The sequence below is a fragment of the Agrobacterium tumefaciens genome (genome assembly GCF_017726655.1).
GTDB classification, from domain to species: domain Bacteria; phylum Pseudomonadota; class Alphaproteobacteria; order Rhizobiales; family Rhizobiaceae; genus Agrobacterium; species Agrobacterium tumefaciens_B.
Map to the genome: position 1 here is coordinate 437325 of NZ_CP072308.1, position 20256 is coordinate 457580.

Annotated in this window: 18 protein-coding genes; 13 read left to right on the forward strand and 5 right to left on the reverse strand. The window is 61.5% G+C overall.

Going from position 1 to position 20256, the window contains the following annotated elements:
* Positions 1-51 precede the first annotated feature (51 nt).
* The 11 genes from AT6N2_RS02300 (at position 52) to AT6N2_RS02350 (ending at position 12796) form a co-directional block, all read left to right on the forward strand.
* Complete coding sequence (locus AT6N2_RS02300) at positions 52-3054, forward strand: SPOR domain-containing protein (RefSeq protein ID WP_209088157.1); 3003 nt, start codon at positions 52-54, stop codon at positions 3052-3054.
* A 254-nt stretch (positions 3055-3308) separates the two neighbouring features.
* On the forward strand, positions 3309-4325 hold the full coding sequence (gene nagZ, locus AT6N2_RS02305; RefSeq protein ID WP_209088160.1) for a beta-N-acetylhexosaminidase: 1017 nt from the start codon (positions 3309-3311) through the stop codon (positions 4323-4325).
* Positions 4326-4380: 55 nt separating this feature from the next.
* Complete coding sequence (locus AT6N2_RS02310) at positions 4381-5226, forward strand: segregation and condensation protein A (RefSeq protein ID WP_063948846.1); 846 nt, start codon at positions 4381-4383, stop codon at positions 5224-5226.
* Positions 5219-5953, forward strand: a complete 735-nt coding sequence (gene scpB, locus AT6N2_RS02315; RefSeq protein WP_209088163.1) for an SMC-Scp complex subunit ScpB — start codon at positions 5219-5221, stop codon at positions 5951-5953. Before AT6N2_RS02310 ends, scpB begins: the two co-directional genes overlap by 8 nt.
* Before the next feature lie 130 nt (positions 5954-6083).
* Positions 6084-6290, forward strand: coding sequence for a twin-arginine translocase TatA/TatE family subunit (locus AT6N2_RS02320; RefSeq protein ID WP_003515599.1), 207 nt, complete (start codon positions 6084-6086; stop codon positions 6288-6290).
* A gap of 56 nt (positions 6291-6346) precedes the next feature.
* Entirely contained in the window at positions 6347-7090 is a 744-nt protein-coding gene (tatB, locus tag AT6N2_RS02325; protein ID WP_209088166.1) for a Sec-independent protein translocase protein TatB, read from the forward strand.
* Positions 7087-7890 carry a twin-arginine translocase subunit TatC gene (gene tatC / locus AT6N2_RS02330; RefSeq protein ID WP_063948849.1) on the forward strand — a complete coding sequence of 268 codons (804 nt, stop codon included), beginning with the start codon at positions 7087-7089 and terminating at the stop codon, positions 7888-7890. Before tatB ends, tatC begins: the two co-directional genes overlap by 4 nt.
* A 101-nt stretch (positions 7891-7991) precedes the next feature.
* Positions 7992-9275: a serine--tRNA ligase gene (serS, locus tag AT6N2_RS02335; RefSeq protein ID WP_209088169.1), complete on the forward strand. Its 1284-nt coding sequence runs from the start codon at positions 7992-7994 to the stop codon at positions 9273-9275.
* Positions 9276-9458: 183 nt separating this feature from the next.
* Positions 9459-10229: a 5'/3'-nucleotidase SurE gene (surE, locus tag AT6N2_RS02340; protein WP_144574068.1), complete on the forward strand. Its 771-nt coding sequence runs from the start codon at positions 9459-9461 to the stop codon at positions 10227-10229.
* Positions 10226-10879 carry a protein-L-isoaspartate(D-aspartate) O-methyltransferase gene (locus AT6N2_RS02345; RefSeq protein WP_063948852.1) on the forward strand — a complete coding sequence of 218 codons (654 nt, stop codon included), beginning with the start codon at positions 10226-10228 and terminating at the stop codon, positions 10877-10879. The genes surE and AT6N2_RS02345 overlap by 4 nt, the downstream gene beginning before the upstream one ends.
* Before the next feature lie 345 nt (positions 10880-11224).
* Positions 11225-12796: a peptidoglycan DD-metalloendopeptidase family protein gene (locus AT6N2_RS02350; protein ID WP_209088172.1), complete on the forward strand. Its 1572-nt coding sequence runs from the start codon at positions 11225-11227 to the stop codon at positions 12794-12796.
* A gap of 303 nt (positions 12797-13099) precedes the next feature.
* Here AT6N2_RS02350 and mobB read toward each other — a convergent pair whose 3' ends face one another.
* The 5 genes from mobB to moaA all read right to left on the reverse strand — a co-directional run bounded on the left by mobB (position 13100) and on the right by moaA (position 17638).
* Positions 13100-13615, reverse strand: a complete 516-nt coding sequence (gene mobB / locus AT6N2_RS02355; protein WP_209088175.1) for a molybdopterin-guanine dinucleotide biosynthesis protein B — start codon at positions 13613-13615, stop codon at positions 13100-13102.
* Positions 13612-14253 carry a molybdenum cofactor guanylyltransferase MobA gene (gene mobA / locus AT6N2_RS02360; RefSeq protein ID WP_209088177.1) on the reverse strand — a complete coding sequence of 214 codons (642 nt, stop codon included), beginning with the start codon at positions 14251-14253 and terminating at the stop codon, positions 13612-13614. Before mobA ends, mobB begins: the two co-directional genes overlap by 4 nt.
* Positions 14250-15449 (reverse strand): multidrug effflux MFS transporter, encoded by a 1200-nt coding sequence (locus AT6N2_RS02365; RefSeq protein ID WP_144574076.1) that lies wholly within the window; start codon positions 15447-15449, stop codon positions 14250-14252. Before AT6N2_RS02365 ends, mobA begins: the two co-directional genes overlap by 4 nt.
* Before the next feature lies 1 nt (position 15450).
* Positions 15451-16419, reverse strand: coding sequence for a DMT family transporter (locus AT6N2_RS02370; RefSeq protein WP_209088180.1), 969 nt, complete (start codon positions 16417-16419; stop codon positions 15451-15453).
* Between the two features lie 169 nt (positions 16420-16588).
* Complete coding sequence (gene moaA / locus AT6N2_RS02375) at positions 16589-17638, reverse strand: GTP 3',8-cyclase MoaA (protein ID WP_209088182.1); 1050 nt, start codon at positions 17636-17638, stop codon at positions 16589-16591.
* Positions 17639-17767: 129 nt separating this feature from the next.
* On the opposite strand from moaA, the gene AT6N2_RS02380 reads away from it, so the two are divergent.
* Together AT6N2_RS02380 and AT6N2_RS02385 are read left to right on the forward strand one after the other, a co-directional pair.
* On the forward strand, positions 17768-18136 hold the full coding sequence (locus AT6N2_RS02380; RefSeq protein ID WP_063948858.1) for a gamma-butyrobetaine hydroxylase-like domain-containing protein: 369 nt from the start codon (positions 17768-17770) through the stop codon (positions 18134-18136).
* Positions 18137-18410: 274 nt separating this feature from the next.
* Positions 18411-20222, forward strand: coding sequence for a monovalent cation:proton antiporter-2 (CPA2) family protein (locus tag AT6N2_RS02385; protein ID WP_063948859.1), 1812 nt, complete (start codon positions 18411-18413; stop codon positions 20220-20222).
* The last annotated feature ends 34 nt before the right edge of the window (positions 20223-20256 follow it).

Below are 20256 nucleotides of genomic sequence, written 5' to 3' on the forward strand. Positions count from 1 at the left end.
TGCTCACAATACGCTGGCAAGAGCTGCAATGCGTAGATGGTGGAACACGTAATGGTCGAAAAAAATGTCGCGTATAACCGGGACACCCGGTCCGAAGGGTTCGCTGACAACGATCCTCTGGCAGAGCTGGCGCGGATCGTCGGCTTTGAAGATCGTCCTTCGCATGCGGGTTCCGACGCTGCGCCACGCGCTGTTTCGCCGGCTACCCGCCGCGAACCCGAATTCAATCTCGAGGACGAGCTGCTTCGGGAGTTTGAGGTTTACGATGCGCCGCACGCCGATCCGGTCGTTCTCGATCCGGCAAACGATGTCCGTGCGGGCATTCATCCCAATGATTTCATGCAGCGCGTCGAGCAGGTGTTTGCCCGCCGCGAGCCGGAGCTTGCGCCGATTGCCGAGCCGGAAGCCGCTGCCGCGCCTGCCCCGCAGGTGAGGGAGGAGCCGCTCCCGGAGGTCGATCAGGCCTATATTCACAATTATGTCGACACGACCACCCAGGACATTCGTGCGGATTTCCGCGACGATGCCGGTGCTGTGGCCGAGGTTTTCGATGTGCATTCTCGCCAGGCGCGCCCTGCCGAGCCGATGGTGTATCAGCCGGCTACGCCACAGGCTGCCTGGGAACAGCCGCAGGCCTCGCAGCCGGAATGGCACGCCATGCCGGAGCTTCCGGCCGACGTCTCCAGCAATGTTCAGCCTCATGCGCTGGAGCCGCAGGCAATCGACCTTGCCGACGAGGTGGAAATAGCCGTCGCCGAAGAAGCGCCCGCGCCGATTTCGGTTCGCCCGCCATCGCACGGCGGTCGTTCCTCGCTGGAGTTTTCAAGCCTGCGTCTGCCGCTTGCCAATTTTGGCGCGCGCCGGGATGTGTCGGCTGGTGACCCGAAGCGGGTTGGGCCGCGCTCCGAGCAGCAGCCTGCCGCAGCCCGTATCGAGCCGCAGGTGGAAGCTGCAGCGCCCGCGCCGGCGGTCGTAAAGGCCGCAGACACTGCGCCTTCTTTCACGCCGCCTAAGGCAGACACCTTCACGGCTGCTGAAGCGGCCGAGCCTTCCGAGAGGCCTGCCGCAAAAAATCTCTCGCCGATGGACGAGCTGATTTACGACGTCGCGAAATATTCGATTCCCGGCCGTGGCGAAGCGCCGCTGGTACAGGCTGTGCCCGCTGCCCAGGTGGCCAAGCCTGAGCCTGCCGTGGTTGCGGCCCCGCCCGTCAAGGCAGCAGCGGTAGCCGCTGCGGAGCCGGCAGTATCTGCCGATGATTTCGATTTCGCGGGCTTCAATGATGATGATTTCGAGCTTGCGCTTGACGATCTCGATCTTGACCTCGATCTCTCGGACATCGCTGAAGCCGAGGTTGCACCCGCGCCTGCACCGCAGCCCGTTCGCGAACAACCGGCCGCGCCCGTCGCCGTCCAGGCCGCGGCGCCGCAGCCGGTGAGGGTTCAGCCCGCACCGCAGCCGCGCCCGGCACCTGTTGCCGCGCCTGTCGCTGCCGTTGCCCCCGCGCCGGTTGCTGCCGCACCGGTTAAGGCGCGCCCGGCTGCACCTCAGCCCGTGGCGCCGCAGACGCTGGAAAGCCTGCCTTTCGATCCCTCGCAGATTGGCGAGACGGAAGAACATCCGGAAACAATCGTCGAGATGGACGTGCCGGAATTGCCCGTCGGCGTTTTTGAGCCGAAGCCTGCGCCCCGTCGTCATGAGGAAGACCTCGACATTGACACCGAGCTTGCAACGCTGTTTGCGCCCGCTGTTGCCGGCGGTCTCGACCGTCACAAGCATGCGGAAAATCGCGGCGCTGCCCAGGCGCGTCCGGTTCAGGCGACGGAAGAGGTCGACGAATTCGAACGGGCTCTGGAAGAAGACTTCCGCCGATCTATGCAGGAGGCCGCTGCCTCCCGTGGCAACGCGCCACGTGAAGCTGAAAACACCTATGTCGACCCTCAGGCCGCTTACCGCGATGAGGATGAGGGTGGCGGTCGCCCCTGGATCATGCCGGTTGCGGCTGCAATCGGCCTCGTCCTGATCGGTGGCGGCGTTTACGCGCTGATGTCAGGCGGTTCGTCCGGCACTGGCTCCAATGGCGCGCCGGTCATCATTTCCGCCGATAACGATCCGATGAAGGTTGTGCCGGAAAATCCGGGTGGCCGCGTCGTGCCGAACCAGGACAAGGCGGTTTATGACCGCGTGGCCGGTGGCAGCGCTGCCGATCCAAAGCAACCGGCGCTGATTTCCAGCAACGAACAGCCTGTGGACGTGGTTCAGCGGACGCTGATCCCTGAACAATTGCCGCTGGAAGGCGAAAACGACGCCGATATGGAAGCCGCCGGTACGCCGGTTGGCGAAACCGAGGATCCGCGCCTGCTTTCGCCGGAAGAAAAGGCTGCCCAGAATGAAGGTGCTGCCGCAACCGGCGTTTCGCCGCGCAAGGTTCGCACCATGATCGTCAAGCCTGACGGCACGCTCGTCGCGCAGGAAGTCGATGCACCGGCCGCCCAGCCGCCGAAGGCCGACAAGGTCGACGAGCTTGCAGCCCCGCAGACCGCCAAGCCCGGCGAAGGCGCTCCGGCTGTCATCGCCGCATCGCGGGTTCCGGTCGCATCGGAACAGGCTCAGCCGCAGGCGAACACGCCGGCTTCGGCTAACAAGTCGGCAGCACCGCTCCCAGCGGCGCGCCCGTCCTCGCAGCCTGCAAATGTTGTGGCGACGGTGACGAACCAGGGCAATGTCCGCCCGACCGCGCCTGCACAGCCGCAGGCCGCACAGCAGCAGACGGCAGCCGCAACACCTGCCGCCACCAGCACGCCGTCTGCCGGTGGTTATTATATCCAGATCGCCTCGCTGCCGAGCCAGGCGGAAGCGCAGAAGTCCTACCAGAACATGTCGGCCAAGTTCGGCTCGGTCATCGGTGGACGCGGCGTCGACATCAAGGCAGCCGAAATCGCTGGCAAGGGCACCTTCTACCGTGTTCGTATCCCGGCCGGCGACAAGAACGAAGCCGTGGCGCTCTGCGAAAAGTTCCGCTCTGCGGGCGGCAGCTGCCTGGTGGCGCGGTAAAGAGACGCGCCGGGAAATCCCCGGCGCTGATTGCCTGACGCAGTGGCGGAGCAGCTAACCTCCGTCATGCCGGGCTTTATTGGGCATCCAGCCACGGCGCAGACGCGCCGTGAAACGGACCTTAAGCGATCAAGGACTTGATCGCGCTGGACCCCGGATCAAGTCCGGGGTGACGTGTGTTTCATGTTGCCGCCTCCCTAAGGGTCGAGAGTTTGGCGACGTCCGATCCTTCCTTTCCCTGAAAGCGTGATACCATGACCGATTGCAAAGCTATGATCCTCGGATGCAGCGGGCTTTCGCTGACCGCCGACGAGATTGCCCTTTACCGCGATGAGCAGCCCTGGGGTTTCATCCTGTTCGGGCGCAATATTAGCGAGCCGCAGCAGATCACCGATCTTGTTGCCGCCATGCGCGAGGCGGTCGGGCGGCCAGATGCCCCGGTCCTGATCGATCAGGAGGGTGGTCGTGTACAGCGCATCAAGGCGCCGATCCTGCAAGCCTATCCGAACGCCCGTATTCTCGGTGAAATCTACGAGCGTGATCGCGATGCCGGTCTGCGCGCCGCCTGGCTGATGTCGCGCCTGCATGCCTTTGATCTTACGAGATTCGGGATCAACATCGATTGCCTGCCGGTGCTCGATGTGCCGGTGGAGGGTGCGAGCAACGTCATCGGTAACCGTGCCTATGGTTATTCACCCATCATGGTTGCCGAGATGGGGCAGGCGGCGGCCGACGGGTTGAAGGCGGGCGGCATGCTGCCCGTCATGAAACATATGCCGGGGCACGGTCGCGGCATGGTGGACTCGCATCATGAACTACCCGTGGTCGACGTGCCGGTCGAGGAGCTGGATGCGCATGATTTCATACCGTTCCGGGCTCTCAACAACGAGTTGATGGGCATGAGTGCGCACCTCGTTTTCAACGCGGTGGACAGAGAACGGCCGGCGACGACATCGCCGAAGGTGATTGAGGAGATCATCCGCGGCCGCATCGGCTTTGACGGGTTGCTGATGTCTGACGACAGCTCCATGAATGCGCTAAAGGGAACGCTGGGTGAGAGAGCTGCGAATATTGTTGCGGGTGGCTGCGATATAGTCTTGCATTGCAACGGTGTGATGAGTGAAATGCTTCAGGTCGTGAAGGAGGTTCCCGTTCTTTCCGGCCGTACGCTGGAGCGGGTGCGGGCTGTGGAGGCTGGCTTCACCGCCGCCGACGCGTCCGATGAAGCAACGCTGAGAGCGGAATTTAACGCCATGTGGGCCGTTTCCTGACAGTCGGGCGGCCGCTCACCCGGGATCAAGGCCGGAAGTTCCGGCGGATGGAACGATGGCCGCAGACAAATCACGAAATTCCACACCGATGGACAAGCTCTGGCAGGATGTGACGCCGGAGCGGCTGACGGGTGAGGCCGGGCTGGTCATCGATGTCGCGGGTTTCGAAGGCCCGCTCGATCTGCTGTTGCACCTTGCCCGCACGCAAAAGGTCGATCTGTCGCGCATTTCCGTGCTGGCGCTGGCCGAGCAATATCTGCAATTCGTGGAAAGCGCGCGGCGTGTGCGCATCGAGCTGGCGGCAGACTATCTGGTGATGGCCGCGTGGCTCGCTTTTCTCAAGTCCAAGCTGCTTATCCCGCAGCAATCCAAGGATGACGGTCCCTCGGGCGAGGAGATGGCTGCGACCCTTGCCTTCCGGCTGAAGCGTCTGGAAGCAATGCGCGAGGCGGCGGAACGTCTCGTCAACCGCGCCCAGCTTGGCCGCGATGTCTTTGCCCGCGGTGCTCCGGAACATATTCCGCATATCAACCGCTCGGCCTTCGAGGCCAGCCTCTATGATCTGCTCAGCGCTTACGCCAATCTGCGGCAACGACAGGCGATCACGCAGGTCACGATTGAAAAACGGCAGGTCTGGTCGCTGGTGGAAGCGCGCGAGCTTCTCAACAATCTGCTTGGCGATGTCGGGGAGTGGACCGTTCTCGATCAGTATCTGCTGCAATATGTTCCGGATCCCGCCATGAGGGTGACGGCGATCGCCAGCGCCTTTGCCGCTTCGCTGGAGCTGGTGCGCGAGGGATCGCTGCAAATCCGGCAGGAAGGGGCGTTCCAGCCCATCTATATGCGCCGTGGCACAAGGGATGATCGCGCGGGTGACGCGCAGAGGACTGACAATGACTGATCATGATGAGGCTGCCGGGGCGACGATCGTGTCTGATGGCGTGGCCACCGAATCCACGGTGTTTTCCGAACGTCAGCTGAAGGAGGCCGAGCGTATCGCCGAGGCGTTGGTTTTTGCCTCTGCCGAGCCGGTTTCCGTAGGCTTCATCGCGGAGCGCCTGCCGCGGGGGATGGATGTCCTTGCCACTCTTGAGCGCCTGAAAGCCGCTTATGCGGATCGGGGTGTCAATCTCGTGCAGGTGGGCGGGCAATGGGCATTCCGCACGGCTGGCGATTTGTCCTTCGTCATCCGCACGGAGGAAAAGGAACCGAAGAAGCTCTCGCGCGCGGCGCTGGAAGTTCTGGCGATTATCGCATATCATCAACCGGTGACACGTGCCGAGATCGAGGAAATCCGCGGTGTGCAGACCTCGCGCGGCACGCTTGACGTGCTGATGGAGGCGGGCTGGGTGCGTTTCCGGGGCCGCAGGCGCACACCCGGCAGACCCGTAACCATCGGCACCACGGTTGAGTTTCTCGACCATTTCGGCCTTGAGGAATTGCGCGATCTGCCGGGGCTCGAGGAGCTGAAGGGGGCAGGGCTGCTTTCCGGCCGCATCCCTTCCAATTTCGGCGTGCCCCTGCCGATGATGAGCGACGAGCTGCGCGAGGATGAAGATCCGATAACGCAACTTGATCTGGAAGAGCTGGGCCTGCTTGCGCCCGGTGGTAGCGACGGCGACGATTGAGATCGTTATCGCACGGGTGACAAGACGCAGAAACTTTATGCTCACACCCTGTTGAACCGGCGATTTGTCGTTTGTAAAAGCCTTTCAAACGTCTTACATCGTCTGAAAGCGAAATTCAGGAGTTTCAGTTATGGGTTCTTTTAGTGTGTGGCATTGGCTCATCGTGCTGGTGATTGTTCTCGTCCTTTTCGGACGCGGCAAGATCCCGGAACTGATGGGCGATGTCGCCAAGGGCATCAAGAGCTTCAAGAAGGGCATGGCTGACGAAGATCAGACGCCGCCGCCGGCCGATGTCAACGCAAAGACCGTCGACCACAAGGCTGACGAGATCAAGTAAGCGGCACTGCCGTCTAGTTTGAGACTGACACGCGTTAGGGTCTCGGGAGCATATTGATGTTTGATATCGGCTGGAGCGAGCTGCTGGTGATTGCGGTCGTGCTGATCGTGGTTGTCGGGCCGAAAGACTTGCCGCCCATGATCCGCGCCTTCGGCAAGACCATGGCCGGTCTTCGCAAGATGGCAGGGGAGTTCCGCAGCCAGTTCGATGAGGCGCTCAAAGAGGCCGACATGGACGATGTGCGCCAGACCATCTCCGATGTCCGCAATCTCAACCCGACCAACTCGCTGCGCGATGCCATGAACCCGCTTCGCCAGCTCGGCAACGAGATCAAATCCGATCTTCAGAAGGCGACAACGCCACCTGAGAGCCTGTCATCCACACCTGCGACCTCGACGGCAGCACCTGCGACCAGTGAACCGGTTGCACCGCTCGTCAGCGTTCCCGAGCCTGAGATGAAGCTACCGGATACGCCGCCCGTGAGTGCCGCCCCCGTTGCGGCACCGGTCGTACCGGCGGAAAAGCCGAAGCGAGCCCGGGCGAAATCGATTGCGACCGTCGAGGCGGAAGCGGTTGCCGCCAAGCCGAAACGCGCCAGCCGCGCCAAAGCGGTCGCGGCGTCAGCGCCCGTCGCTGTCAACTCCACGGAAAGTTCAGCTGCAAAGCCGACCGTCAAAGCCGTCGCTAAAAAAGCGGCCGCCAGGAAGGTCGTGGCTGAAAAGCCTGTCGTGGTCGCTGATGCCAAGCCGGCAAAGCCGGCGAAAACCAAGGCTGCAAAGCCCAAGAAGGACGAAGCATGAGCGGGGACATCGAGGACAAGCCGCAGCCGCTTATCGAACATCTGATGGAACTGCGCACGCGGCTGATCTGGTCGCTGGGTGCGTTCTTCGTTGCCTTCATCGCCTGTTTTGCCGTAGCCAAGCATCTCTTCAACCTGCTTGTCATTCCCTATAAGTGGGCGGTTCTCTGGGCTGGCCTTGATGTGACGAAGTCGTCGCTGATCTATACCGCGCCCCAGGAATTCTTCTTCACGCAGATCAAGGTCGCGATGTTCGGCGCGATGGTGATTTCCTTTCCGGTGATCGCGTCGCAGCTTTACAAATTCGTGGCGCCAGGCCTCTACAAGAATGAGCGCGCCGCGTTCCTGCCGTTCCTCATCGCATCGCCGATCCTGTTCCTCATCGGTGCGGCGCTCGTCTATTTCTTCTTCACGCCGATGGTCATGTGGTTCTTCCTGGCCATGCAGCAATTGCCGGAAGATGGTGAGGTCGCGATTTCACTGATGCCGAAGGTGTCGGAATATCTGAGCCTCATCATGACGCTGGTGCTGTCCTTCGGTCTGGTGTTCCAGCTGCCGGTGGTCACCACGCTTCTGGCGCGCGTCGGCCTTCTGACCAGCGACTGGCTGCGTGAGAAGCGCAAGTTTGCGATTGTCATGGCCTTTGTGGTCGCGGCCGTGCTGACCCCGCCGGACCCGATGTCCCAGATCGGTCTTGCACTGCCTGCGATCATTCTCTACGAGATTTCCATCTATATGGCTCGACTCGTGGAGAGGAAACGTGCTGCGGAATCCGCAAGTACGGAGCTGGAGGAGACCTGAGTTTTCGACGGTCTCGCCGCTCAAGACATTTCCTCGCGCCGGGCTTCTGCCCGGCGTTTTGCTGTAAAACACCGGTGATGCAACAACGGTCTGGAACGACGATGCACGACATTAAATGGATACGTGAAAACCCCGAAGCTTTCGACGCGGCGCTTGCACGCCGTGGCGCGGAGCCTGCGGCCGCAGGCCTGATCGCGCTGGATGAAAAGCGCCGTTCCGTCATCCAGTCCCTGCAGGACATGCAGTCCCGCCGCAATGCCGCCTCCAAGGAAATCGGCGCAGCCATGGCGCAGAAGAACATGGAGCTTGCGGAAAAACTCAAAGCGGAAGTCGCCGACCTCAAGGACAAGATGCCGCGCGCCGAGGAGGAGGACCGTCAGGTCACCGCCGAGCTGAACGACGCCCTGTCGCGCCTGCCGAACATGCCCTTCGACGATGTGCCCGATGGCAAGGACGAGCACGACAATGTCGTGACCCGTGTCGTCGGCCAGAAGCCCGGCTGGAACCACGCGGCCAAGGAACACTTCGAGATTGGCGAAGCACTTGGTTATATGGATTTCGAGCGGGCCGCCAAGCTTTCGGGTTCGCGTTTCACCGTCCTCACCAGCCAGCTCGCGCGGCTGGAGCGGGCGCTCGGCCAGTTCATGATCGACCTGCACACCTCGGAACATGGCTATACCGAAGTTTCTTCGCCGCTGATGGTGCGGGACGAGGCTATGTTCGGCACCGGCCAATTGCCGAAGTTTGCCGAAGACCTGTTCAAGACCACGGATGGCCGCTGGTTGATCCCGACGGCCGAGGTGACGCTGACCAACCTCGTGTCAGGCGAAATTCTCGAACAGGAGAAGCTACCGCTTCGTTTCACCGCGCTCACACCGTCCTTCCGCTCGGAAGCGGGCTCGGCCGGTCGCGATACGCGCGGCATGTTGCGCCAGCACCAGTTCTGGAAATGCGAACTCGTCTCCATCACCGACGCGGAAAGTGCCGTTGCCGAACATGAGCGTATGACGGCATGTGCCGAGGAAGTGCTGAAACGTCTCGGCCTGCATTTCCGCACCATGACGCTCTGCACCGGTGACATGGGTTTTGGCGCCCGCAAGACCTATGATCTGGAAGTGTGGCTGCCGGGCCAGAACACCTATCGCGAAATCTCGTCCTGCTCGGTCTGCGGCGATTTCCAGGCGCGCCGCATGAATGCGCGCTACCGCGGCAAGGACGACAAGGCGACGAAGTTCGTGCACACGCTGAACGGTTCCGGCACGGCTGTCGGCCGCTGCCTGATCGCCGTTCTCGAAAATTACCTGAACGATGACGGCTCTGTCACAATTCCGGACGTGCTGCTGCCTTATATGGGCGGTCTGACTCGGATCGAGAAGGCGGCTTGATTGCCAGTCTGTTGAGACGTCGCCGTCATACCGCCTCGAGCCGGTATCCAGCCAGCCCAAGTCCTTGGGCTGAAAGAGTCCTTCCCGTCGCGCACACGCGCGCCGACTGGATGCCGGATCAAGTCCGGCATGATTGTTGTGGAGGGCTCAGTACGCGAAAGAAACGACCAGCGGGAGAGAAACATGCGGATTTTGCTGACAAACGACGACGGTATCCACGCCGAAGGGCTGGCGGTGCTGGAGCGTATCGCCCGCACCTTGTCCGACGACGTCTGGATCGTTGCGCCGGAGACAGACCAGAGCGGGCTTGCTCACTCCCTGACGCTGTCCGAGCCGTTGCGGCTGCGCAAGGTTTCCGACAAGCATTTCGCGCTGCGCGGCACGCCGACCGATTGCGTCATCATGGGCATTCGCGAGGTTCTGCCGGAAAAACCCGATCTCGTGCTGTCGGGTGTCAACGCCGGCGCGAATATGGCCGATGATGTCACCTATTCCGGCACGATTGCCGGCGCCATTGAAGGCACGTTGCAGGGCGTGCGGTCGTTTGCGCTCAGCCAGGCCTTCAGTCATGCTGACGGGCGCATTGTGCCGTGGGAAGTGGCGGAGACTTATGCGCCCGATCTCATTCGCAAGCTGATAAATGTCGATCTGCCCGACGGCACGTTCCTCAACCTCAATTTCCCCAATTGCGCGCCAAAGGATGTGCAGGGCGTTTCCGTTACCGGGCAGGGCAAGCTGGATTTCGGCCTGACGGTGGAGGAACGGCAGGACGGTCGCGGTCTTCCTTATTACTGGCTGCGCTTCGGCGAACGCCTGGGCAACTTCCGCGAAGGCACCGATATCCACGCGATAAAGCATGGCAAGATTTCGGTCACGCCGCTGAAGCTTGACCTGACGGACTACACGGTGAAGGATCGGGTTGCGCAAGCACTTGGATTCGGAGTCACCGATTGAAATCTGCCATGGTCGAAAAGGAAGGTTTTGCAGCTCTCGTTCTGCGCTTGCGGGGCGAGGGGATTTCCGATCTCGACCTGCTGACGGCGGTTGAGCAGACGCCGCGCTCCAAATTCGTGCCTGCGCAATTTGCCGCCGACGCCTATTCCAGCCGCACCATCCCGATCGACTGCGGTTCCTTCATGGAAGGGGCCGACATGGCGGTGAAAATCCTCGCCCGTCTGCAGCTGAAACCCGGCCAGCGCGTGCTGGAGATCGGCACTGGCAGCGGCTTCATGACGGCGATCATTGCCCGTCGTGTCGAGCGGGTCTTTTCGCTGGAGCGCTACAAGACGCTGGTTCAGCAGGCGCAGAACTGTCTTGACGACCTTTCGATCCGTAACGTCGTCATCCGCCAGGCAGATGGCAGCAATGGTCTGGTGGGCGAGGGCACTTTTGACCGAATCGTTTCCACGGCCGCCTTCACAACGATGCCCCGCTTCTTTGCCGAGCAGATCGTTTCTGGCGGCATGATGATTGCGCCGATCATCGTTGAGGGTGATCGTTGCGTGATGACGCGCTTTTCCAAGACCGGCAGCCGCTTCGAGAAGGAAGAGCTGTTTGAAGCGCCCTATCTGCCGCTCAGCTCCCATATTGCCCGGCATTTGTGACAGCATAAAAATTTTGAAGGCAATTCATTTTTGTCTTCTAATGTGATGAAGCTCATCAACCCTCTGATTTCAATAGTCATAATTGTTCCATCATGACGCATCCGGTTTTTGTCATGGTTATCGAAGTGTCAAAAAAGCGCCAAACGGCTTAACGTTTTAACGGCGTGGTAACACTAACGCGCTTTAATCATAAACATCGACGCATGGTTTTCCCCACCTCGGGAAATGGGCCTTGCAAGAAGTGAATTGGGTGCCGGATCGATCTCGATGCGGCGGGTTGGCGTCAGTGTAGATCGAGTCATGCGTATGAGACATTCGTCTAAAATCGGAAAATCAGTCGCAAAAATGTTCGCAGCGACATTGCTGGCAAGCGTCGCAACGGGCTGTAGCTCGGATGCCACGCGGTTCAGCGGCCTCTTTTCCAGTGGACCGGATCAGATGACCACGGCGTCAATTCCTGCCCGTCAGGGCGGCGGTGCTTACGGGCAGGCCCCGGTTCCGCAGGGTGACATGAATGGCGGTTACGCCTCTGCCGCGCCGCAGGGTGGCTATGCCAACCAGAACATGGCCGGCAATTCCTATCCGCAGCAATCCGGCGGTTATGGTGGCGTTCAGCCGTCCACGGCCCGCGCCTCGGCGTCGCCGGTGCAGCGCTCGGAGCTGTCTGCGCCGACAGCCGTGGCGAGCCGCGATCCATCGACGCGCAACGAAGCCATGGCCCAGCCTTTCCCGTCCGCCCAACCCAAGGCCGCGCCGTCTCTGGCCGCGCCCGCACGGCAGGCTGCTGCACCCGCCGCTGACAATCTGACCACCGCAACGGTTCGCTCCGACAAGAACGGTTGGCATACGGATGGTGCCTCCTCCGTGACCCTGCGTCCGGGTGAAAGCATCGCCACGCTTTCCAACCGCTATGGCGTTCCCGAGAAGGAACTGCTGCGTGTCAACGGTCTGAAGTCCGCTTCCGCCGCGCAGGCCGGTCAGTCTATCCTCATTCCGAAGTTCGGCCAGGTCCGCAACGCCGCCAAGGATGCGGCTGGCGATATCGCGCTCAACCGCAACGGCGATCAGCCGACACCGCTGCGCGCGCCGGATGGAAACGTCGCCGTGCTGCCGTCGCAGGCCGCTGCCCGCGACAAGGTTTCCGCTGACGCTGGCAAGCTGACGCCTCCGGGCGGCAAGCCTTTGCCGCCGACCGGTGGCTACAAGGTTCAGCCGGGCGACAGCCTCGCCAAGATCGCCCGCGCCAACGGCGTCTCGGTTGCCGCTCTCAAGGCCGCCAACGGCATCTCCACCGAGAGCATCCGCGTCGGCCAGACGCTCAACATGCCGGGCGCATCGACCGATGCCATCAAGACCGCTTCCGTTCCCGCCAAGGAAGCGGCGGCAGTCAAGGCTGTCGAAACCGCATCGGTGAAGCCAGAGCCCTATAAGGCCCCGGCTGCGGCTCCCGCTGCCTCCGCGCCCGCCACACCGGCGACCGCAAGTGTCAGCGATATCGAGAAGAAGGCCGACATGGCATCTGTCGCACCGGAATCCACCGGCATCGGCAAGTATCGCTGGCCTGTTCGCGGCGCGGTCATCAATAATTTCGGCGACAATGTCGAAGGCAGCCGCAACGATGGCATCAATATCTCGGTTCCCGAGGGCACGCCGATCAAGGCCGCCGAAAACGGCGTGGTCATCTATGCTGGCAATGGCCTGAAGCAGCTCGGTAACACGGTTCTCGTCCGTCATGACGACGGCAAGGTCACGGTTTACGGCAACGCCGCCAATCTCGACGTCCAGCGCGGCCAGAAGGTTCAGCGCGGCCAGACCATCGCCACATCAGGCATGACCGGCAGCGCCAAGCGTCCGCAGGTTCACTTCGAAGTTCGCAAGGATGCGACGCCGGTGAACCCATCCACTTTCCTTGAATAGGTATTGCGTCTCAAGGAATGATGAAGCCGGGTGATGAGCCCGGCTTTTTCATTTTGGGGTAATGGGTGCGGAAAAGGTGCTGGAATGGGTGCCTCGGGCTTAGTGAGTATTGGTTTCTCGCGGTTTTCTCCTCCGTCATGCCGGACCCGATCCGGCATCCAGGCGACGCGCGTCTGCGCGGCGGAATGAGTCTCCTCAGCCCAAGGACTTGGGCTGGCTGGATACCGGCTCAAGGCCGGTATGACGGAAGTGGGGGAGGAGCCTGGACGAGGAAGGAGGAAGTCATTCCGTTCCAATGCCTGTTCATGCCCTCACCAGCCCAACCGTCCTCTCGATGAAATTGGCAATGGCGCCGGTATCGTCGAGATCGAAAACCGGCAGCGCCGCGTCCGTCACCGGATGATCTGCGGCAATGGCGACGATATGCGGATCGAGCGGCGCAAGCGGTTCGGTCTTGGCCGCTTCCAGCCGGCGCGCCTCGATCTTCGGCACGGGTTCGTATTTATAACCTTCGATCAGCACGAGATCGCATGGCGCGAGGCGGGAGAGGATGTCCTCGAAGGAGGGTTCCGGTTCACCGCGCAATTCGTGCATGATGGCGAAGCGGGTGCCGGAGACGATGGTGACCTCGTGTGCGCCGGCCTGACGGTGACGCCAGCTGTCGGCGCCGACCTTGTCGATGTCGAAATCGTGGTGGGCGTGCTTGATGGTGGAGACGCGGTAGCCGCGCGCGGTCAGTTCCGTGACGATCCGCACTGCAAGGCCGGTCTTGCCCGAATTTTTCCAGCCGGCAATGCCGAAGACCTTTTGCTCGCTCATGTTTCCATGTTCTCCAGATGACGACGCGCCAGAGCCAGCTCATCCGGGGTATTGATGTTGAAAAACGGATCGAGGCTGCCCGTGGCCGTTTCAAGCGGCGGGAAAGCGACCCCGATGGTGACATGGCGGGCGAGAAACGCGCGGATGCGGCGGTTTGCATCGTTTTTTAACCAGCCCTCCAGATCGTCGCCCAGGGCCACCGGCCAGAGCGCAAAGACCGGGTGGAGCTGGCCGCCGGACGAGGCGATGACAATGACGTCATCCGACAGGTACTCGCACAGTCGTGCGACCAGATCGTCCGGGAAAAACGGGCTGTCGGCGGGTGCAGTCATGAAATGGCTGCCGAAGGTGTCGCGATCGCGGAAATGCCGCATACCGGCGAGAACGCCAGCGAGCGGCCCGGCATGGCCGTTCAGCGTATCGGGCAGAAGCGGCAGACCGAAACTTTCCGCCCAATTGCCCTTATCCGTCACGGCGGCATTGATGGTGACATCGCTCACCTGCGGGGTCAGGCGACGGATGACATGGGAAAGCAACGGCGCGTCGCCGAGCGTTGCCAGCGCCTTGTTGCTGCCCATGCGGCGCGAAAGGCCGCCCGCCAGCACGAGACCGGGAATTGTTCGGGGAGGGACGATCATTGCCGCTGTTCCTGCCGTCTGACGATGTAGGTGGTGAAAAGGGCGACAAGGCCGGTTAACAGCATCACCATGAGGAGCGGCCACGTTCCTTCTTCTTTCGTGAGCACCGAAGAGGCAAGGACGGAAAGGGCCGCGCCGCCGCCGATCGTCATCGCGCCGCCAAGGCCGGAGGCAGAGCCCGCCAGATGCGGCTGCACGCTGACCATGCCGGCATTGGCACTTGGCAGCGTCACGCCGTTGCCAACGCCAATCAAAGCGAGCGGCACGAAAAACGCATAAGGGCTGTCCGCTCCTCCGATCACGAAGAGGATCGCAGCGGCGATACCGACAATCCCGATGACATTGCCCGAGAGCATCATTCTGTTGATGCCGATTTCACTGGCATAACGACCGGAGACGAAATTGCCGAGCATATAACCGCTGGCCATGAAAAAGAACTGCAGGCCAAGCATCGCCGGCGTCAGCCCGTAAAGCACGCTGCCGACAAAGGGCGCGCCACCGAGGAAGGAGAAGAACATGCCTGACGAGAAGGTCGAGGTCAGCGCATACCCCCAGAAGAGGGGCGAGCGCAGAAGCTCCGGCCAGGCATGGAACTGCTGCGAGAAGCTTGCCGACCTGCTGTGATTGGTTTCACCGAGATCGAACCAGGCAAGCACGAGAATGCCTGCGCCAAGAATCGCCAGCAGCGCAAAGCTGGACTGCCAGCCGGAAAAGTCGTTCAGCAGCCCGCCGACCGTCGGGCCAACCATCGGCACAACGGACATGCCCATGGTCACGTAGCCGATCATCGACGCCGCCTGCTCCATCGGGACCATGTCCCGCACGATGGCGCGGGCGAGCACGAAACCGGAGACGACGGCGGCCTGCGCCACGCGGCCGATCATGAAAACGGTAATGTTGGGAGCCAGCATGCAAACCAGTGTCGCGGCGATCATTGTGGCGATGCTGGCCAGCATCACCGGGCGGCGGCCGAAGAGATCGGAGAGGGGGCCGATCACCAGTTGCAGCAGGGCGGTGGCGGCAAGATAACCCGACACGGCAAACTGCATCACGGCGTAATCGATCTGAAAATGAACCGCCATGGCCGAAAGCGACGGCAGGAACAGGTTCATGCACAGCGCCGCGACGCCGGCGATGACAACAAGCGTGATGATATGGGGCGGAGTGGTCCGGTCGAGGAAACGGCTGGTTCTCATTTTATTCTCCCGCCTCTTCCGTTACCGCCGCTTTTGCAACGGAAGCGGGCCGCACGGTGGTCGCCGCCGTTGGCGTCGCAGCCGAACGCTTTGCCATCTGCGAGCGCTTGCGCAGGCTTTCGCGATAGAAAGTATAAAGGCCCGAACCGATGACGATCATGGCGCCGACGACGGTGTAGCTGTCGATCTTTTCATTGAAGAAGAACACCCCGATCATGAAACCCCAGAGCAGGCTGGTATAGCGAAACGGTGCGACAAAGGAGATTTCGCTTGTCCGCATTGCCAGGATGATGGCCTGGTAACCAACCAGCACGAGAATGGCCGAAGCCGCAAGATGCGAGACGATCGCGACGTTCATTGGCTGCCATCCGCCGAAAGGCACGATCAGTAGCCCGCCCACGGCCATGTTGACGAAGGCGGTGATGACGGTGATGGCGAGGGAGGGTACGTCGGCGTACATTTTCCGTGTCAGCAGATCACGTGCGGCGGTGACCGCAAGCGAGGCGACGACCAGCAGGGCGCCTGACGTGAACCCTTCCGGGCCCGGCCTGATGATGACGAGGACACCGATAAAGCCGGTGATGATGGCCACCCAGCGCCGCCAGCCGACGGGTTCGCGCAGGAAGAGCGCCGCCCCGAGCGTCACGATCAGCGGAAGGGACTGCAGGATGGCCGAGGCGTTGGAAAATTCGATGAGGCCCAGCGCCGTCAGATAAAGGACGGCGGCTGTCACCTCGCAGAGACAGCGCAGGATGATGATGGGCCGCAGCAGGGTTTTCAGCGGCCGCAGCGCGCCGAAGTGGCGGGCGGCGATGTAGATCAGCACCACGGTGATGATGCCCCGAACAAACATGATCTGGCCAGTGTTGATGTAGGGGGTGACGGACTTCGTCAGCGCATCGTTGGCCGTGAAGCTTGCCATTGCGAGCGCCATCAAAAGTGCGCCGCGCGAATTGTCCGTCAATGCCATTCCCAACGATCCCAGACCATGCGCGGTATCCCGCCGCCCCTGACGGGCGATGTGGGCCGCCCCCGCGGCACGACCACGCATTCCTCCATGCATAGAGACGTGGCACGGCATGGCTGGCAATTCAACCGTTTATATGGGTGGGTAGACGAGAAAGACGTCGCGTGAATGCTCAGCCGCCCGTAACGCTCATATGGCGGGCGACGGCGGGGCGGTTGTGGGTGCGGTCGATGATGAAATCATGCCCCTTCGGCTTGCGCAGCAGGGCTTCGTCGATGGCGCTGGAGAGATGGGCGTCGCTGTCGGAGGCGCGCAGCGCCGTGCGCAGATCGGCGGCGTCATCCTGACCGAGGCACATATAAAGCGTGCCGGTACAGGTGAGGCGGACGCGGTTGCAGCTTTCGCAGAAATTATGCGTCATCGGCGTGATGAAGCCAAGCCTGCCGCCGGTTTCCTTCACCGTGACATAACGGGCAGGACCACCGGTCTGGTAATCATTGTCGATGAGCGTGAAGCTCTTTTCGAGATCGGCACGCAGTTGCGAGAGCGGCAGATAACGATCGGTCCGATCTTCCTCGATCTCGCCCATCGGCATGGTCTCGATGACGGTCAGGTCCATGCCGCGGCCATGGGCGAAGCGCATCAGCTCCGGCATCTCTACGTCGTTGAAATCCTTCAGCGCAACCGCGTTGAGCTTGATCTTGATACCCGCCGCCTGCGCGGCATCGAGCCCTTCCATGACGCGATCAATATCGCCCCAGCGGGTAATGTGGCGAAACTTCTCGCGGTCGAGCGTATCGAGCGACACGTTGATGCGGCGCACGCCGCAATCGGCAAGTTCGTCGGCGAATTTTGCGAGTTGCGAACCGTTCGTCGTCAGCGTCAGCTCTTCCAGCCTGCCGGCCTCGATGTGGCGGCCGAGGTTTCTGACGAGCGACATGATATTCTTGCGGACCAGCGGTTCGCCGCCGGTCAGCCGCAGCTTGCGCACGCCGCGCGCGATGAAGACGGAACAGAGCCGGTCGAGTTCTTCGAGCGTCAGAAGATCCTTCTTGGGCAGAAAGGTCATGTGCTCCGACATGCAATAGGTACAGCGGAAATCGCAGCGGTCCGTTACAGAGACGCGCAGATAGGTGATGGAGCGGCCGAAAGGGTCCACCATGGGGGTGGCTTTTTCCGTCAGGGTTTCCGCTTTTCCAAGCGAACCGGGGAAACTATTCACGTCTCCGTCCTCACTGCGCGTTGTGTCGGGCGCAGGCCCGAACTCTGCTCTCCAAATGATGTAGTGACTTGCCTATTGTCAGGCAAGTCCGTAATTCTGGCGCATATAAAGAGCGTGCGGAAGTGAAAAATGAGTGATGTCTGGCCGACCGAGCTGCTTGTGTCGAAAGACCGGCGGGATTTGACCGTTTCTTTCGATGACGGGAGCGTTTACCGGCTCTCTGCCGAGATGCTGCGCGTGCTCTCACCCTCGGCGGAAGTCCAGGGCCATGGGCCGGGGCAGAAAGTCACGGTGCCCGGCAAACGTGACGTCACCATCCGCAACCTCGTCGCGACCGGTAATTACGCGGTTCGGATCGCCTTCGATGACGGCCATGACAGCGGCATCTATACATGGAAGTATCTCAGGGAACTGGGTGAAAGCGGGCAGACGCTGTTTGCTGAATATGAGCGGGAGCTTGCCGAAAAGGGCTTGAGCAGGGAGCCGCGATACCGGTAGAGAAAACATGGGGGGAAATGCCCTCGTGAGGCGATGATGAAGATGTTGCAAACGGGGCGTTTGCCAAAATAGTGGCATCCGCACTTCGTTACCCCGGAGTGATCCGGAGACCAGCGCGATCAAATCCTTGATCGCAAAAGACATGTTTCTCGCGACGCAGACGCGTCGTGGCTGGATGCCGGATCTAGTCCGGCATGACGGAGGAAGGTTTGTACTTTGCCATCGCCCGGGCGAGGGAGCACCCTTGTCTTGATCAAATACAACGGGGTGGCGTGTGGCTGTAGAAGCGAATGGAAATGATCTGGCCCAGGTGGTCGTGCTTTTGGCGGCGGGCGTTGTGGCCGCGCCGATCTTCAAGCGTATCGGCCTCGGCTCGGTGCTGGGTTACCTCGCGGCCGGCCTGGTGATCGGGCCTTACGGTCTCGGTTTCTTTTCCGATTCGCAGGCCATCCTGCACATTGCCGAACTCGGCGTGGTGATGTTCCTCTTCATCATCGGCCTTGAGATGCAGCCTTCGCGGCTGTGGTCGATGCGACAGGATATTTTCGGGCTCGGCGCATTGCAGGTGCTGGTGTGCATGGGCGGGCTGACGCTGGTGGGTGTGAGCCTTGGCTTTCCCGTCATTATGTCCTTTGTCGCTGGGACCGGCTTCGTGCTGACCTCAACGGCGATCGTGATGCAGATGCTGCAGGAACGAAACAGCATGTCGAGCCTGAAAGGCCAGCGTATCATTGCGATCCTGCTGTTTGAGGATCTGGCCATCGTGCCGCTGCTGGCGCTTGTCGCATTCCTCGGGTCCGGCGGGGAACACGTCACCGCTTCGGAACGATGGGCATCGATCGGCATCGCGCTTGCCGCCGTGGGTGCGCTCATCCTCGCCGGACGTTATCTGCTGAACCCGTTTTTCCGCCTTCTCGCCGCTTCCGGCGCGCGGGAGGTGATGACCGCTGCGGCACTGCTGGTGGTGCTGGGATCAGCGCTTCTGATGCAGGTCAGCGGTCTTTCCATGGCCATGGGCGCTTTTCTGGCCGGCGTGCTTTTGTCGGAATCCTCGTTTCGTCATCAGTTGGAGGCGGATATCGAGCCGTTTCGCGGCATCTTGCTCGGCCTGTTTTTCCTCGGTGTGGGCATGGCGATCGATCTCGGCGTCATCGCGTCCAACTGGCAGCTCGTGCTGGTCAGCGTTGTCGCGTACATGCTGCTCAAGGCTTTCCTGATTTATGGAGTAGCGCGGGCGCTCGGCACCACACGGCGCGAAAGCCTGGAACGGGCGGTGCTGATGGCGCAGGGCGGCGAATTCGCCTTCGTGCTTTATTCAGCCGCCGTCAGCGCCGGCATTCTCGACCGGGAGGCCAATGCCATCCTGACAGCGACCATTATCATCTCCATGGTGCTGACGCCGCTGATGGTTATTCTGCACGACCGACTTGTGCCGGCGGCGGTTCCCAATACCGACGATCTCGACGTGCCTGAAAATGTCGAAGGCAGCATTTTGCTGATTGGTTTCGGACGTTTCGGCCAGATCGTCAGCCAGCCGCTTCTGGCGCGTGGCTACACCCTGTCCTTGATCGACAAGGATGCCGATTTCGTGCGCGATGCAGCCGAATTTGGCTTCAAGGTCTATTACGGCGACGGCTCGCGGGCGGAAATCTTGCATGCGGCTGGCGCCAGCACCGCGCGTGCGGTGCTCATCTGCGTTGATGACAAGGAAGCGGCTGTTCGGATCGCGGAGATCGTCAAGCACGAATTCCCTCTGGTACCCGTCCTTGCCCGGGCCTATGACCGCGGTCATGCCATCGATCTACTCAAGGCAGGGGTCGATTACCAGATTCGCGAGACGCTGGAATCGGCGCTGAACTTTAGCGAGGAAGTGCTTGGCGCCATGGGTGAGGAGCGGGAAGATGCAGCGCGGCTGGTGGAAGAGTTCCGCGACCGCGACGAGGAGCGTTTCGCCATGGAAGTCGTCGGCGGCATCTATGCAGGGCGCTCGCTTATCCGCGGCAATGCCCAGCCTGCCGACCTTGTGGCGGCGCGCACCGCGCGTGAGCGGGCCGAGCGGGAAAAGGCGGAAGCCGACGAAGAGTAAGAGCTGCGCCTTTCCGTGGCGCAACAGGATTTCG